The sequence below is a fragment of the Shewanella sp. MBTL60-112-B2 genome, from assembly GCF_019655055.1.
Classification (GTDB): Bacteria; Pseudomonadota; Gammaproteobacteria; order Enterobacterales; family Shewanellaceae; genus Shewanella.
The window spans coordinates 178,789-194,663 of sequence record NZ_BPFA01000006.1 but is presented as its reverse complement, the minus strand read 5'-3'; the positions used below and the strand labels follow the sequence as shown (position 1 = coordinate 194,663).

Genomic DNA, 15,875 nt, shown 5'->3' with positions numbered 1-15,875 from the left:
CAGCTGAGCTACATCCGCATATAGAATGCTTACTGCTATAAATGATTTAATGGTGCGGATGGGAGGATTCGAACCTCCGACCGCCTGGTTCGTAGCCAGGTACTCTATCCAGCTGAGCTACATCCGCATATAGAATGCTTACTGCTATAAATGATTTAATGGTGCGGATGGGAGGATTCGAACCTCCGACCGCCTGGTTCGTAGCCAGGTACTCTATCCAGCTGAGCTACATCCGCTCACTAAAACATTTATCACGACAATAGAAATGGTGCGGATGGGAGGATTCGAACCTCCGACCGCCTGGTTCGTAGCCAGGTACTCTATCCAGCTGAGCTACATCCGCATCGTTGTCTATTGTAAGAAATGGCGGAGAAGGAGGGATTCGAACCCTCGATGGGAGTTAAAGCCCATACTCCCTTAGCAGGGGAGCGCCTTCGGCCACTCGGCCACCTCTCCGTTTCTTGGCGCACATATTACTGTCTGCCGAAAATAAGTCAAACCCTTTTTAAGAAACCATTTCCATTTGAGCTGTTTTTAAGCACCTTGTCTGTATAACAGTCTAAGTTACGGCTCAAAGGCGTTTATTTCGACATTTTATTTGGAATTTATCAATCGTAAATATACAAAATCCAGCAATTAACTGGCCGGTAAAACTGTCAAATTGATCTTATTGAGATCAAAAAATACTGCCATGGTTCGGCTTAGCTGTTTTTTCAAACTAAATCTGCGAGTAAACCTTAGCACTATGTACCAAAACTTCATCTATGGAGTACTCTAACTTCTATGTGTAAGACAGCTTCTATGTGTAAGACAACTTCTATAAGTGAAATACTTCTTATAGGTGATTAACCGTGCCTTTAACTTCATCCCTAAGCCTCATTCCTAAACCTCATCCTTAAGCCTAAGAGTTCATCAATTTAACGCCAAATAATAGAAGTCCGTATTAACTGGCTTCTATATATTTACAAATATGACTCTAATTGAGCTCAACTTGCCCATTCAGATCAAAAGTTATCGCATCGATGTAGTAGAGAGATACCTGACTTTCAGACTGAGTGCGTTGGTAAATCTCTTTACTATGTACAGAGACTTCTTCTTTGGGAGTGGATGGTTTTACACAGGGCTTAAATAAAGTAGAAAAGTGTTCATTTACCACTTTACCTAAAACACATGAGCCAGAAAGCAAAAAAACAGTTTATAACTGGCTTCTACTCTTTTTCTTATATGGAGCTAATTGATCTCATTCAAACGATATGTTGCCGCAATCAATTGTTGGGATGATTTCTCAGAGTAGAGCGTTGGTAAATCTCTTCACTATGTACAGAGACTTCTTCTTTGGGAGTGGATGGATTTACGTAGGGCTTAAATAAAGTAGTGAAGTGTTCATTTATCACCTTGCCTAAGACACATGAGCCAGAAACAAAAATCTAGCATCCTGAAAGAAAAAACTCAGAAAATAAAAAAGCCAGTTAAAAACTGGCTTCTACTGTTTTCATATTAGACTTAAGTGATCCATTCAGATCAAAAGTTACCGCCTTCAGATGGGGTACCTGACTTTTCAGACTGAATGCGTTGGTAAATCTCTTCACGATGTACAGAGGCTTCTTCTTTGGGAGTGGATGTATTTACGTAGGGCTTAAATAAAGTAGCAAAGTGTTCATTTATCACCTTGCCTAAGACACATGAGCCAGAAACAAAAATCTAGCATTCCGAAATAAAAAACTCAGAAAATAAAAAAGCCAGTTAAAAACTGGCTTCTAAAATTCTTAAGTGATCCATTCAGATCAAAAGTTACCGCCTTCAGATGGGGTACCTGACTTTTCAGACTGAATGCGTTGGTAAATCTCTTCACGATGTACAGAGACTTCTTTAGGTGCATTTACACCAATTCTTACTTGGTTACCTTTAACGCCTAATACAGTGACAGTTACTTCGTCACCAATCATCAGTGTTTCACCAACACGACGAGTCAATATCAGCATTACATTGCTCCTTTAGTTCCTAGTTCTGCTTATACGGCATAATTCCGTTATATCTGTATTATAAGGTTAGCTTAGTACAAATTAACAGTCTTCTATTAGAAAAGCGTCAAATAATTACAGCTTTTTCAGTAATAAATCACAGTTATCTACCTGAAACCTTTTTAGCCATATTAAGATTAATCTTTGCTCGGTCGTACTACTATCAAGCATTGACATTAAACTAACATGAAAGCGCACATTCCCCAAACCAAAGGCCACATTGCTGATACTTTAACCAAACAATTCAACACTTATATAAATAGCTATTTGCTCATTCGCATGCACTATTGGCAAATAAAAGAGCTAAACTGTTCCGCGATAAAGTTAACTAAAGCCTCAATCCAGTCCCTGCCCTCTAGAATATTTTTGTTTATGCCATAAAAAAACGCCCTTAAAGGGCGCTTCTTAATATCTCGTTATCGCTAACAATTATGCCAGCTTAGCAGAGAGCCATGGAATGACTTGCTCTAAAGCAGCGTCTAGGTTCTCAGGCTGGCTACCACCGGCTTGAGCCATATCAGGACGTCCACCGCCTTTACCGCCAACTTGTACTGCTATAGAGGCTACAAGCTCACCAGCTTTAACCTTACCAGTAAGATCTTTAGTCACACCAACGATCATGTTAACTTTATCTTCACCGGCAATGGCTAGCACTACGATACCTGACTGTAGCTTTTGCTTAAGCTCATCCTGTAGACCACGAAGAGCGCCAGCATCAACACCCTCAAGTTTCTTAACGAGAACCTTAACGCCATTCACGTCAACAGCTTCGCCAGCAAGATCTGCGCTAGTCGCAGCAGCCAACTTGTCTTTTAGTTGAGATAGCTCTTTTTCAAGTAACTTAGTCTTATCAAGCTGTGCTTTAAGCTTAGCAACCACAGAAGCGCTATCGCCCTTCAGTAATGCAGCCGCTTCTTCAAGCTGTGCTTGCTGCTTAGCAACATAAGCCATAGCTGCTGCACCGGTTACCGCTTCAATACGGCGTACACCTGCAGCGATACCACCCTCGGAAGTGATTTTAAACAAACCGATATCACCAGTGCGGCCAACGTGAGTACCACCACAAAGCTCGATAGAGAAATCGCCCATGGTCACAACACGCACTTCTGAATCATACTTCTCGCCAAATAGTGCCATAGCACCTTTTTCTTTAGCGGTTTCGATATCCATCACTTCAGCAGTTAGCTCGTGGTTACGTCGAATTTGCGTATTCACTAGCTCTTCAACTTCTTTAAGCTCGTGAGCTTTAACACCTTCAAAGTGTGAGAAGTCAAAACGTAAACGTTCAGGGTCAACTAAAGAACCTTTCTGGCTAACATGAGTACCTAATACTTGACGTAATGCCGCGTGTAAAAGGTGAGTCACTGAGTGGTTAAGTTCAGTTCTGTGACGTAGCTTTTTATCGACGTTAGCCGTCACAACTTGACCAACTTTAATGCTACCTGTTGCTACACGGCCGATATGACCAATCGCTTGAGCATATTTTTGCGTATCAGTAACGGTGAACTCGATGCCATCGGCAATTAATACACCTTCATCACCACACTGACCACCTGACTCACCATAAAATGGTGTGTTATCAAGTACGATAACTACGTCATCACCTGCAACAACGCTATCAACTGACTCACCCGCTTTAAAGATTGCAGTCACTGTTGCTTGATTGTTTAGCTCTGTGTAACCAGTAAAGCTGCTTTGCTCATCAATTTTCAGACCTTCGTTGTAGTCAGTCTCAAATTGACCAGCAGCTTGTGCACGACTACGCTGCTCAGCCATTGCAGCTTCAAATCCAGCTTCATCAACTGTGATATCACGCTCACGACACACGTCAGCAGTTAAATCTACAGGGAAACCGTAAGTATCATAAAGTTTGAACGCTGTTTCGCCGTCTAACACATTAGTTGCTAGCTCATTAAGCGCTGCATCTAAAATGCCTAAACCACGCTCAAGCGTACGAGCAAATTGCTCTTCTTCAGCTTTTAGTGACTTCTCAACAATCGCTTGAGTCTCTTTTAGGCCAGCTGCAGCATCGGCGCCCATCACTTCAATAAGTGTTGGAACCAACTTGTAGAAGAAGCTTTCAGTTGCGCCAAGCTTGTTACCATGGCGCACTGCACGGCGAATAATACGTCGCAGTACATAACCACGGCCTTCATTTGATGGCATAACACCATCAGCAATTAAGAAGGCACATGAACGAATATGGTCGGCAATAACGCGTAGTGACTTGTTCTCAAGATCAGTTACGCCAAGGATCGCAGCGGCTTTCTTAATCAAGGCTTGGAAAATATCGATTTCGTAGTTTGAATGTACGCCCTGCATAATTGCAGCAATACGCTCAATACCCATACCAGTATCAACTGAAGGCTTTGGTAGTGGCTTCATTTCACCGTCTGCTTGACGGTTGTACTGCATAAATACAATGTTCCAGATCTCGATGAAACGATCGCCATCTTCTTCAGGTGTACCTGGACGACCGCCCCAGATATGTTCGCCGTGATCGTAGAAAATTTCAGAACATGGACCACAAGGACCAGTATCGCCCATCTGCCAGAAGTTATCTGACGCGTACGCAGCACCTTTATTGTCGCCGATGCGGATAATATTTTCCGCAGCTACGCCAATTTTCTTATTCCAAATTTCAAATGCTTCGTCATCCGTCTCATAGATGGTGACGCATAGGCGTTCTTTTGGCAGCTTCAATTCTTCAGTAAGGAAAGTCCACGCGAAGTGAATTGCTTCTTCTTTAAAATAATCACCAAAGCTAAAGTTACCTAACATTTCAAAGAATGTGTGGTGACGTGCTGTGTAGCCAACGTTATCTAAATCGTTGTGCTTACCACCCGCGCGAACACAGCGCTGTGAAGATGTTGCACGAGAATAGCTACGCTTATCTGCACCCAAAAACACATCTTTAAACTGGTTCATACCCGCATTAGTAAATAGTAGCGTTGGATCGTTCGCTGGAACGAGAGAGCTGCTATCAACGACCTGGTGACCATTTGTGCGGAAATATTCCAAAAAAGCACTTCGCAGTGCTGCAGTGGTTTGATACATGAAACCGTCCTGAATTAGATTGTGCAAATAGCCCTAAAGAGCTGAGTGATAAATTTTTATGGATAGCATTATAAGCAGAGTCATGACTAACAACCAGCCCTGTTAATACAAAACTGTGTGGCTAATAGATAAATAGCAGCAGGATGACGATAAGAGGAGGTATAAGAGTCTGAAATTCATTTATCAAATTTGCAGCACAAGCTAAGACATTTGTTTATTCGCTTTTAAAAAAAATCGCGGCGTGTTTATAACACGGCCGCGATTATCTATTCAGTCACCTGACTTAGTTAAATCATTTAACTACTAAAGCATTCTTAAAATACTTCGCCAGTCTCTAAATCGATGTTATCACCAGCAGTATCAGCTGAATCTGCATTCACCTTCTCACCGTTGCCTAGAAGCATAGCGCGTAACGTCGCTTCGATTTCATCTGAGATAGCTGGGTTTTCGATTAGATACTTACCGGCATTTGCGCGGCCCTGACCAATCTTGTCACCTTTATAGCTGTACCAAGCGCCAGCTTTTTCAATTAACTTGTGCTGTACACCAAGGTCAACCAACTCACCCGTGCTGTTGATACCTTGGCCATAAAGGATTTGGAATTCAGCTTGTTTAAATGGTGCCGCAATCTTGTTCTTAACCACTTTTACACGAGTTTCGTTACCAATCACTTCTTCTCTATCTTTAATCGCACCAGTACGGCGAATGTCTAGACGAACAGAAGCGTAAAACTTAAGTGCGTTACCACCAGTAGTCGTTTCTGGGTTACCGAACATTACACCAATCTTCATACGGATTTGGTTAATGAAGATAAGTAGTGTATTTGACTGCTTAAGGTTACCTGCAAGTTTACGCATTGCCTGGCTCATCATACGTGCCGCTAGGCCCATGTGAGAGTCACCAATTTCACCTTCAATTTCGGCTTTTGGTGTTAATGCAGCTACCGAGTCGACAATGATAACGTCAACTGCGCCGCTCCGAGTTAGTGCATCACAGATCTCAAGCGCTTGCTCACCAGTATCAGGCTGTGAACATAGTAGGTTATCAATATCTACACCTAGCTTTTTAGCGTAGATTGGATCAAGTGCATGCTCAGCATCGATAAAGGCACAGGTCTTCCCCTGCTTTTGAGCGGCAGCGATAACTTCTAGTGTTAATGTTGTTTTACCTGAAGATTCTGGGCCATAGATCTCAACGATACGTCCCATAGGTAAACCACCAGCACCTAAAGCCACGTCCAAAGCTAATGAGCCAGTAGAAATAGTTTCTACGTCCATTGAACGGTCTTCACCTAACTTCATGATTGAGCCTTTACCAAACTGCTTCTCAATCTGTCCAAGAACGGCGTTCAATGCTTTCTCTTTATTTGGATCTATCTTCATTCCTATATCCTCTGGATCACAGCGCAAACACGTTTGCGGTACTGATTTATCATTTAGGTGACGACTCAATTTGCCTTGGCTAGAGCCTCAATATGAAACTAGTATACTGTACAATCATACAGTATCAAGTACTGTGTAAAAATATTTTATAAATACCTAAAAATCAGACACTTCCACAATAAGAGGATTTATATAGAGTATTTTTTTGCTGAAACACTGTAAGAATTCCGCCTCAAGGCCACAAAATATTGTTAATATTAGCGTCAATATTGTTTAAGGCACTTTATGCTGCCACAGTAAATGACAGGCAAAACAAATCGATGACCGCTATTGATCCCCAAAGCTTAGAAAAACACACTCCTATGATGCGTCAATATTTGACGTTAAAAGCCCAGCATCCCGATATGTTGCTCTTTTATCGCATGGGCGATTTTTATGAGCTCTTTTATGAAGATGCAAAGAAAGCATCTGAGCTACTTGGGATCTCATTAACAGCCCGAGGTAAAAGTGGCGGTGATCCTATCCCTATGGCGGGCTTGCCTTACCACGCAGTCGAAGGTTATTTAGCTAAATTAGTGCAGCTACGTGTTTCGGTAGCGATTTGCGAGCAAGTGGGTGACCCAGCAACTTCTAAAGGCCCTGTTGAGCGTAAAGTCGTTCGTATTGTGACCCCTGGAACCTTAACCGACGAAGCACTGCTACAAGAGAGGCAAGATAATTTACTTGCTGCTTTATATCAGGGTAAAACCGGCTATGGTTATGCGACTTTAGATGTCGCATCGGGGCGCTTCGTCATCACCGAGCTCGCCAATACTGAAGCCTTGGAAGCCGAGCTACAACGTACCAATCCAGCAGAGCTACTCTACAGTGAAGACTTCTCGCAAATGAGCCTTATCGCGGGGATGAACGGCACTCGTCGACGCCCTGAGTGGGAGTTCGATTACGATACTTGTCAGCGCATGCTACTTAATCAATTTGGCACTAAAGATTTAAATGGCTTCGGTATCGAAGACGCGAGACTGTCTTTACAGGCTGCTGGTTGCTTGATGCAGTATGTGAAAGACACTCAGCGTACAGCATTGCCGCATATCAACTCGATTGTCCGTTTCAATCAGTCAGACAGTATCGTATTAGATGCCGCGACTCGCCGTAACTTAGAGCTTACGGTAAATCTACAAGGCGGCCGCGAAAACACCTTAGCATCAGTGCTTGATAACACTGTAACCCCTATGGGTAGCCGAATGCTGCAGCGCTGGATCCATCAGCCTCTTCGCGATCATGACATTATTCGAGCTAGGCAAACATCGATAGCTGAACTGATGACGAGCGGCGACTTTGAGACGCTATCAGAAGATCTTAAGGCTCTTGGAGATGTCGAGCGTATTACCGCCCGTATTGCACTGCGTAATGCTCGCCCAAGAGACTTTGCACGCCTTCGTCAAGCTCTTACCTTACTGCCACAGCTACAACAAACACTAAGCCAAGCCAGTGCGCCGCACCTTAAATACCTATCGCAAGTGATTGGCGTGTTCCCTGAGGAGGTTGATTTACTCTCCCGAGCCGTTGTCGATAATCCGCCTATGCTTATTCGCGATGGTGGTGTGATCCGTGAGGGCTACAATGAGGAGCTCGATCAATGGCGTAAGTTGAGTGAAGGCGCAACAGATTACTTACATGAACTTGAAGCCCGTGAGAAAGAACTAACTGGCATTTCGACACTCAAAGTCGGCTATAACCGAGTCCATGGCTACTATATTGAAGTCAGTCGCCGTGAATCTGATCTCGTGCCGCTAAGTTATCAGCGCAGACAAACCTTGAAGAATACCGAGCGCTATATTATCCCTGAGCTAAAAGAGCATGAGGAAAAGGTGCTATCGAGCCAAGGTAAGGCTCTTGCGCTAGAGAAACAGTTATGGGAGCAGCTATTCGACCTTATCTTGCCTAAACTGCATGAGCTACAAGACTTTGCCAAAGCCTCGGCCGAACTAGATGTATTATGTAACTTTGCTGAACGAGCCGAGAGTCTCAATTACCATTGCCCGGAGCTATCAAACATATCGGGAATTCAGATTGAAGCGGGTCGTCATCCTGTAGTGGAGCAAGTTAGCCAGAGTCCATTTATCGCTAACCCGGTCACTTTAAACGCACAGCGCAAAATGCTTATTGTCACCGGTCCTAACATGGGTGGTAAGTCTACTTACATGCGTCAGGTTGCCTTGATCACCCTTATGGCTCATATCGGTTGTTATGTCCCAGCTGAGCATGCAGTCATTGGTCCTGTAGACAGGATATTTACCCGTATTGGAGCATCCGATGACTTGGCCTCTGGTCGCTCAACCTTTATGGTCGAAATGACTGAAACCGCCAACATCTTACATAATGCCACGCCAAACAGTCTGGTATTGATGGATGAAATCGGCCGAGGAACGTCAACTTATGATGGGCTATCACTTGCCTGGACAGCGGCAGAATATTTAGCCAAACATCTGCAGGCGATGACACTGTTTGCGACTCATTACTTTGAGCTGACACAACTGCCTGAGCAGCTAAACAATGTAGAAAATGTGCATCTTGATGCCGTCGAACATGGCGATAGCATTGTGTTTATGCATGCAGTTCAAGAGGGGGCTGCAAGCCGCAGTTATGGCCTGCAAGTGGCCGCTCTGGCAGGTGTACCAAATTGTGTTATCAGTGCAGCTAAACACAAGTTACACCAACTTGAGAGCCGCGATCACGACATACAGCAAAATAGCGAGCAACAAAATACTCAACAGAGCCTGAGTTTTGCACCTAGTGCTCCATCACCGGCTTTAGAAGCACTGCAAAAGCTAAATCCGGATGAGCTGACTCCAAGGCAAGCTCTAGACTATTTGTATAGTCTGAAAAAGCTGGCTTTATAATATTTTAAAACTCTGGATAGCAAGCACTAAAAAAGCGCAGTTGGAATCAACTGCGCTTTTTATTTATCTGACCTCAGAACGAGGCAGTACTTTATGCTTTAATTTTATGCTTTAAAAATGGCTTCAACAGAAAGGCCTTGTGCCCCCAGTAAGTCTTTCAAGCGCTTAAGTGCCTCAACTTGAATTTGACGTACTCTTTCACGGGTTAAACCAATTTCTTTACCAACATTTTCTAGAGTAGATGGCTCATAGCCTAATAAACCAAATCGGCGCGCTAACACTTCTCTTTGTTTGGTATTAAGCTCATCTAGCCATTTCACCACAGACTTAGACATATCTTCGTCCTGCACCTTATAGTCAGGACCTACGTTATCATCATCGGCAAGTACATCTAGCAATGCTTTATCACTTTCGCCACCTAATGGCGTGTCGACAGAGGTAATTCTTTCATTAAGTTTAAGCATGCGGCTTACATCCGCACTGGGTAGATCTAGCTTATCTGCAATCTCTTCAGCCGTAGGCTCGTGATCTAGCTTATGCGCTAGCTCTCTTGCAGTACGCAGATAAACATTGAGCTCTTTTACCACATGGATGGGTAATCGAATGGTACGAGTCTGATTCATAATAGCTCGCTCAATCGTCTGTCTAATCCACCATGTTGCATAGGTTGAAAATCTAAAGCCACGCTCAGGATCGAACTTCTCTACGGCTCGGATAAGGCCTAAGTTCCCCTCCTCGATAAGATCGAGCAGCGCTAAGCCACGATTATTATATCGACGTGCAATTTTTACGACCAATCTGAGGTTACTTTCAATCATGCGGTTACGAGATTTTTCACACCCTTTAAGGGATTTACGTGAAAAATACACTTCTTCCTCAGCACTGAGGAGAGGGGAAAATCCAATTTCACCTAGATACAGCTGTGTGGCATCTAAGTTCTTTTGTAAATCATCTTGCACTTGCTGTTCTAATTCAGCTTCTTTTACATCCTGTTTATTAAGAGTATTCGATGAATCTTTTACAGAGTCACTGTTTGGTTGCTCTGCAACAACGGCACTATTTAATCTGCCCATAATATTTCTCCCAAATTTTCACATTAAACTACTGCACTTCACTATCCTCCGATTTGCCAAAATGGCGGCCCAACAACTATTGTTTAGGCAAAAATTTAACAGGGTTTACTGACTTTCCATGGTATCGGATCTCAAAATGTAACATGACCCGATTTGTACCAGTTCTACCCATTGTCGCAACTGTTTGTCCAACATCAACAAGTTGCTTTTCCTTAACTGAGATCTTATCAGCATGAGCATAAGCACTTAGATAGTCATCACTATGCTTAATGATAACTAAGTTACCGTACCCCCGAAGTGCGCTACCTGCATAAACAACTCGACCACTTGCAGCGGCTCGAATCACATCACCTCGGTTACCTGCGATCTTTATCCCTTTATTTCCCTGCTCTTTGGCAGAGAAAGTTCCAATCACCTTACCTTTCACAGGCCATGACCAGCGACTTACTTTCTTTGGAAGCTCGACTGGCTTGTGGATAATTCGGTTAACATCTTGTTGACTGCTTGTTACAGAATACGCAGGCTTGGCGACAGGATCAAGCTGTTTTTTTGACCCATTATTCTGATTTGACGCTGTAGAAGTGTTAGAGCTAACCACTTGTTTTTGATGGGGTTTAGCACTCGCCGCAGGGCTTTTAGTGCTTGAGTTCGTCGTTTTTTTGGCGCTTTGGCTATTTGTAACATATCTTTTAGAGCTAAGACTCAAAACTTGGCCAGGGTAGATGGTGTAAGGCTTTGGCAGACGATTTTTCTTTGCAATATCAACAAAATCTTTATTAGCTCCCCATGCGATAGAATAGAGAGTGTCACCATTTTTTACGATATAGCGACTTCCTGTGATCGATCCTTTGGTGATCGACGGGGTTTGGGGACCGTTAATAGATTCTACTGGAGCAGGTCTATCTGCCTGAAAACTACAGCCAGAAAGCAACACCACACAGATACAATAAAAGTAAACGAACCTCATTGTTAACTATTCACCCCAAATTACCCAGTTGACGACACTATTTAATTAATTATGACTTTTCTTGTTTTTTACTTGAAAGCTTATCTGTTCGCTAAGGCGGTGCAAAAAAGCCTATGCCAATTCGCCACTGACTAGCGGTACAAAGCGGACATCCTCAATCACCTCAGAGGTGAATTGGTTGCCGACTCGAGTAAGCTTCAACAGCTGTTGCGATAACTCGCCAACAGGGATAACTAACACGCCGCTGTCTGCTAATTGTGCGATTAAAGCTTCAGGAACTGAACTTGCTGCGGCAGTTACCATAATAGCGTCATACGGCCCTTTACTTGGCCACCCTTGCCAACCATCGCCATATTTGAAAGCAATATTATGTAAGTCGAGCTTTTTTAACCTCTGCCTTGCTTGGATCTGCAAACTTTTAATTCGCTCTACCGTGCAAAGTTGTGGAACCAGTTGTGCTAATACCGCAGCCTGGTAACCCGATCCCGTACCTATTTCAAGCACTTTGCTAGGCTTGTTCTGCAGGATGATTTCAGTCATTCTGGCAACGATATAAGGCTGGGAAATAGTCTGACCTTGCCCTATCGGCAGCGCAGTATTCTCATAAGCCTTATGACCTAGAGCAGCATCAAGAAACCGCTCCCTTGGTGTATTTGCAACCGCACGCAGTACCGCTTCATTACGGATCCCAGCCTCATACAGACTTCTTGCAAGGTTCAATGCTGATGTTGAGGCAACAGGGTTCATAAATCTTTTTCCAATATTTCTAAATTTGTTAACGCTTCGATTGCCGGTTTTATAAGGCAATCGACATAGGTTTTCACTCGGCTGTTAAACGCTGCAGTTCGTTAACTCAATATCTAATGCACTGAGCTGTTCAAAGCATTTAACTCAAGCGTCACTGTCACCAGTTCCATAACAGAAGACTCAGTCCCCTTGTTAATCGGTGAGCTTAGCTAACCAATTATCCAGAGCCTTGAGTTGTTCAAAAGCGGTTAAATCAACAGTTAGTGGTGTAATCGATACATAGCCATTAGCAACAGCGTAAAAATCAGTACCGTCACTCGCATCTTGTTCATCACCCGGCGGACCTAACCAAAAAATCTCTTTGCCGGCGGGATCTTGGGTTCTCACCATACCTTCTGCTCTATGTCTTGCACCAAGGCGGGTAATTTTCATCCCCTTCACTTCAGATAATGGTAAATCTGGCACATTAATGTTCAAGATCTTATCTTGAGCAACTGGGTTTTCTTGCAAGGCTTTAACGATTTTCAACGCATAATGAGCCGCAGTTTCGTAATGCTCATGGCCGACCAAAGAGATAGCTATCGCAGGAAAACCTAGAAAGCGTCCTTCCATCGCCGCCGCTACCGTCCCTGAATACAGAGTATCATCACCCATATTCGCGCCAGCATTAATGCCTGAGACCACCATATCGGGCTCATCTTGATATAACTCACGTATGGCTAAATGAACACAGTCGGTTGGTGTACCGCTTACCGAGATAAAACCATTGTCTAAGGTATTGAGTCGAAGCGGGTTGGTCAAGGTTAACGAGTTACTCGCACCAGAACAGTTTCTATCAGGCCCAACCGTGAGTGTCTCTGCTATCTGGCTCAATGAGCGAGTCAGAGCTGCAATGCCTATAGCATTGACGCCATCATCATTGCTGATCAGAATCTTCATTGCTGCGCCTCTGCATTTCTTTGCTCAGCTAGCATTTGTTGGCGCGCCACTTCTTGGACATCTTGATACACAAACAGCTCACGCAGTACCGATGTGGCATAAGAACCTGATGGTAATGCAAATTTTAGAATAATGGTATCTTCGTCTACCTCATATTGCAGATGTTGTGGCTCAAGTAACAATGCGCGTCTTTCTTGATTCAGTCCTGCTTGCTCTAAGCCGTCTTTATCTATAGCTAGCGATTCAAGTGCTGCCGTCTCACACTCGGCTGCATCAGCTTGTGCAAGCGGTAAGCCACGTCCCCATAACGGCGCAGACAGCTGTATGTCTTTTTTAGCTAAACGCTCAACTAAAGTTTCATCCCACTGCTCGGCCACAAAATAACTCTTGCTGCCAGCAAGCATAACGCAGTCGCCAATAAGCCTTGCTGTGCCATGTTGAGCTAAACGCGTGGATACCGCCGTATTAAATAGATTTGAACGCACAGCAGACAGATACATGCTGCGTTTGTTTCTATCTTTCACTTTACGCCCTGTAAACATCTGACGACCAAATATTAGATTCTTGCCGTCGTGACCAAAGCGTTGTTCACCAAAGTAGTTCGGCACGCCTTGCTCGCTAATCTTCTCGATGCGCGCAAGCACATCACTCATATCGGAGACATTGCGTAAGGTTAAGGTAAAACGGTTGCCAGCCAGCGCACCAATACGTAGCTTTTTACTGTGTCTAGAAGCACTAAGTACTGTGAGCTGCTCGCTATTTAATTGCTGCCAATTTGGTGTTTCCTTACCGGGAATACGAACGCCAAACCACTGTTCGGTAATCGCGTGCTTATCTTTTTGCCCTGCGTAGGTCACCTCTTTCGGATGCACATGAGCAAAGCTAGATAGCATTTTAGCGACTTCAACGGTGTTGAGTCCCTCTTTACGAATATGCAGCAAATGATGCTCACCTTCACCCGTAGGGGCAAAAGGTAGGATTTCTTGTACCTGAAAGTCACTATTGTGAGTGCGCAGATCGGCAGTAGATGTCGGCTTGCCGTATAAATAATGTAATTCGCTCATATCGCTTACTTGTCTCACTAATCTATTTTGCAAAGCAACTTAAGGTTGCTGCTATTTTGGCTAGCCCTTTGAGCTTAGCCAAAACACTAGGCTTTAATCATCAACACCACAGCTTCAACGGCTATGCCTTCTTTTCTGCCGGTAAAGCCTAATTTTTCGGTGGTGGTCGCTTTGACATTAATACCGCTAATATCAGATGCTAAATCTTCTGCCAGTACCTCACGTATAGCTTCGATATGCGGAGCCATTTTAGGTGCCTGAGCAATTACTGTCACATCCAGGTTTGATAGGCTGTAACCCATCTCTGTCGCTAGTTGATAACAGTGCCTCAATAGCACACGGCTGTCGGCGCCCTTGAAATCTGGATCGGTATCGGGAAAGTGTTTACCGATATCTCCAAGTGCCATTGCACCAAGAATCGCATCAGAGATAGCATGCAAAACCACATCACCATCAGAGTGTGCGATTAAACCCACCTCATAAGGCACTTTAACACCACCGAGGATCAGTGGTGGCTCGCCGCCAAATTTGTGAACATCAAAGCCATGACCAATTCTAATTTTCATCGGTGTTCCTGTTTATCTAACGAGTATAATTCAAGCGAATAAGTTTCTAGGCTGGCCTATTGAGCACTTTTAAGAAACAGCGACGCAAGCTGCAGATCATCTGGGTGAGTCACCTTAATATTATCAGCCCGCCCCGATACAATGCCCGGAGCAATACCAGCCCACTCCATTGCTGATGCCTCATCGGTAATTAATGCACCGGCGGCTAACGCATCACATAAGTATTGCTTAAGATTTTTAACGGGAAAATACTGGGGCGTGAGTGCGTGCCATAAGTTTTCGCGGCAAACCGTTTCGGTAATTAAGCCCTGTGCATTACTGCGCTTCATGGTGTCACGTACTGGCGCCGCTAAAATGGCGCCCTGCGGGAAGCGAGATGCCGACTCGATTAACTTGTCGATATCTAGGTGGCTTAAACACGGACGCGCAGCATCATGCACTAACGCCCAGGCATCAACTGGTGCCAAGGTTAAAGCCGCTAGCACAGAGTCTGCACGCTCTTTACCACCTGTTACAGCCTGTAGCTTTGGATGCTTAGCTTGAGGTAAGTGCGCAAAGAATTCATCTTGAGGATTAAGTGCGACAATCACCTTTTCAATACTCGGGTGCGATAGCAAGCAGTCCAGCGTATGGCCTAATATGCTTTGCTCATTAAGCTGTAAGTATTGCTTTGGAATTTCAGCGCCCATACGACTGCCTATGCCAGCAGCGGGGACAATCGCGATAATTTTGTTGGGTGTTTGGCTCATGAGAGAGCTCCATCTAATAGCGGCATCTTTCTATGTTCGGTTAAACTAAAATCAGTTCTCAGGCACGCCCCCACGTTCGCCTCCAACGACACGAAAGAAGGTTTCGCCCTCTTTGACCATGCCTAGCTCGTTGCGGGCACGCTCTTCTAGTGCTTCGGTACCACTTCGAAGATCACTGATCTCTTCTCTCAAAATTTGGTTTCGAGCCACTAATTGTGCGTTGCTTTGCTGCTGTAGTTTTATCTGCTCCTGCAGATGAAAAGAGTCAGCTAAGCTCTTATCACCCAACCAAAGGCGATACTGAAGCATGGCAAGTAGAGCAATTAATACAAAAAGAAGCCGTTTCATGATTCAAAGTAGCAAGAAGTTGAGAATATTAGACAGATAGTACAACAAAAAAGGCCACCGAG

General features: G+C 44.1%; 12 protein-coding genes and 4 tRNA genes. 1 reads left to right on the top strand and 15 read right to left on the bottom strand.

From position 1 onward, the window contains the following. Nucleotides 1–50: 50 nt before the first annotated feature. From K5Q73_RS05850 to recA, 7 genes are all read right to left on the bottom strand, one after another. A tRNA-Arg gene (locus K5Q73_RS05850) sits at nucleotides 51–127 on the bottom strand. Between the two features lie 32 nt (nucleotides 128–159). Next, nucleotides 160–236, bottom strand: a tRNA-Arg gene (locus K5Q73_RS05845). Between the two features lie 30 nt (nucleotides 237–266). After that, nucleotides 267–343: transfer RNA gene (locus K5Q73_RS05840), tRNA-Arg, on the bottom strand. Nucleotides 344–364: 21 nt separating this feature from the next. Continuing rightward, nucleotides 365–456 (bottom strand) — tRNA-Ser (locus K5Q73_RS05835). Between the two features lie 1,328 nt (nucleotides 457–1,784). Next, nucleotides 1,785–1,982, bottom strand: coding sequence for a carbon storage regulator CsrA (gene csrA / locus K5Q73_RS05830; RefSeq protein WP_006082602.1), 198 nt, complete (start codon nucleotides 1,980–1,982; stop codon nucleotides 1,785–1,787). Nucleotides 1,983–2,450: 468 nt separating this feature from the next. After that, entirely contained in the window at nucleotides 2,451–5,078 is a 2,628-nt protein-coding gene (alaS, locus tag K5Q73_RS05825; RefSeq protein ID WP_220759909.1) for an alanine--tRNA ligase, read from the bottom strand. Nucleotides 5,079–5,392: 314 nt separating this feature from the next. Continuing rightward, the gene (recA, locus tag K5Q73_RS05820) at nucleotides 5,393–6,460 is read right to left on the bottom strand and encodes a recombinase RecA (RefSeq protein ID WP_220759907.1); all 1,068 of its coding nucleotides are present in this window, start codon (nucleotides 6,458–6,460) and stop codon (nucleotides 5,393–5,395) included. A 320-nt stretch (nucleotides 6,461–6,780) separates the two neighbouring features. Here recA and mutS point away from each other — a divergent pair, with 320 nt between their 5' ends. Further along, nucleotides 6,781–9,360 carry a DNA mismatch repair protein MutS gene (gene mutS / locus K5Q73_RS05815; protein ID WP_220759906.1) on the top strand — a complete coding sequence of 860 codons (2,580 nt, stop codon included), beginning with the start codon at nucleotides 6,781–6,783 and terminating at the stop codon, nucleotides 9,358–9,360. A gap of 104 nt (nucleotides 9,361–9,464) precedes the next feature. Here mutS and rpoS read toward each other — a convergent pair whose 3' ends face one another. The 8 genes from rpoS to ftsB form a co-directional block, all read right to left on the bottom strand. After that, entirely contained in the window at nucleotides 9,465–10,433 is a 969-nt protein-coding gene (rpoS, locus tag K5Q73_RS05810) for an RNA polymerase sigma factor RpoS (RefSeq protein WP_220759904.1), read from the bottom strand. 76 nt (nucleotides 10,434–10,509) lie between these two features. Continuing rightward, entirely contained in the window at nucleotides 10,510–11,400 is an 891-nt protein-coding gene (locus K5Q73_RS05805) for a peptidoglycan DD-metalloendopeptidase family protein (RefSeq protein WP_220759902.1), read from the bottom strand. A gap of 111 nt (nucleotides 11,401–11,511) precedes the next feature. Beyond that, nucleotides 11,512–12,147 (bottom strand): protein-L-isoaspartate(D-aspartate) O-methyltransferase, encoded by a 636-nt coding sequence (locus K5Q73_RS05800; protein ID WP_220759900.1) that lies wholly within the window; start codon nucleotides 12,145–12,147, stop codon nucleotides 11,512–11,514. 192 nt (nucleotides 12,148–12,339) lie between these two features. Continuing rightward, nucleotides 12,340–13,086 carry a 5'/3'-nucleotidase SurE gene (surE, locus tag K5Q73_RS05795; RefSeq protein ID WP_220759898.1) on the bottom strand — a complete coding sequence of 249 codons (747 nt, stop codon included), beginning with the start codon at nucleotides 13,084–13,086 and terminating at the stop codon, nucleotides 12,340–12,342. Then, complete coding sequence (gene truD, locus K5Q73_RS05790) at nucleotides 13,083–14,150, bottom strand: tRNA pseudouridine(13) synthase TruD (RefSeq protein ID WP_220759896.1); 1,068 nt, start codon at nucleotides 14,148–14,150, stop codon at nucleotides 13,083–13,085. The genes surE and truD overlap by 4 nt, the downstream gene beginning before the upstream one ends. A gap of 86 nt (nucleotides 14,151–14,236) precedes the next feature. Continuing rightward, nucleotides 14,237–14,716 carry a 2-C-methyl-D-erythritol 2,4-cyclodiphosphate synthase gene (gene ispF, locus K5Q73_RS05785; RefSeq protein WP_220759894.1) on the bottom strand — a complete coding sequence of 160 codons (480 nt, stop codon included), beginning with the start codon at nucleotides 14,714–14,716 and terminating at the stop codon, nucleotides 14,237–14,239. A 56-nt stretch (nucleotides 14,717–14,772) separates the two neighbouring features. Next, on the bottom strand, nucleotides 14,773–15,465 hold the full coding sequence (gene ispD, locus K5Q73_RS05780) for a 2-C-methyl-D-erythritol 4-phosphate cytidylyltransferase (RefSeq protein ID WP_220759892.1): 693 nt from the start codon (nucleotides 15,463–15,465) through the stop codon (nucleotides 14,773–14,775). Between the two features lie 51 nt (nucleotides 15,466–15,516). After that, a complete protein-coding gene (gene ftsB, locus K5Q73_RS05775; protein WP_220759890.1) occupies nucleotides 15,517–15,813 on the bottom strand; it encodes a cell division protein FtsB in 297 nt (98 codons plus the stop codon). Nucleotides 15,814–15,875: the final 62 nt, after the last annotated feature.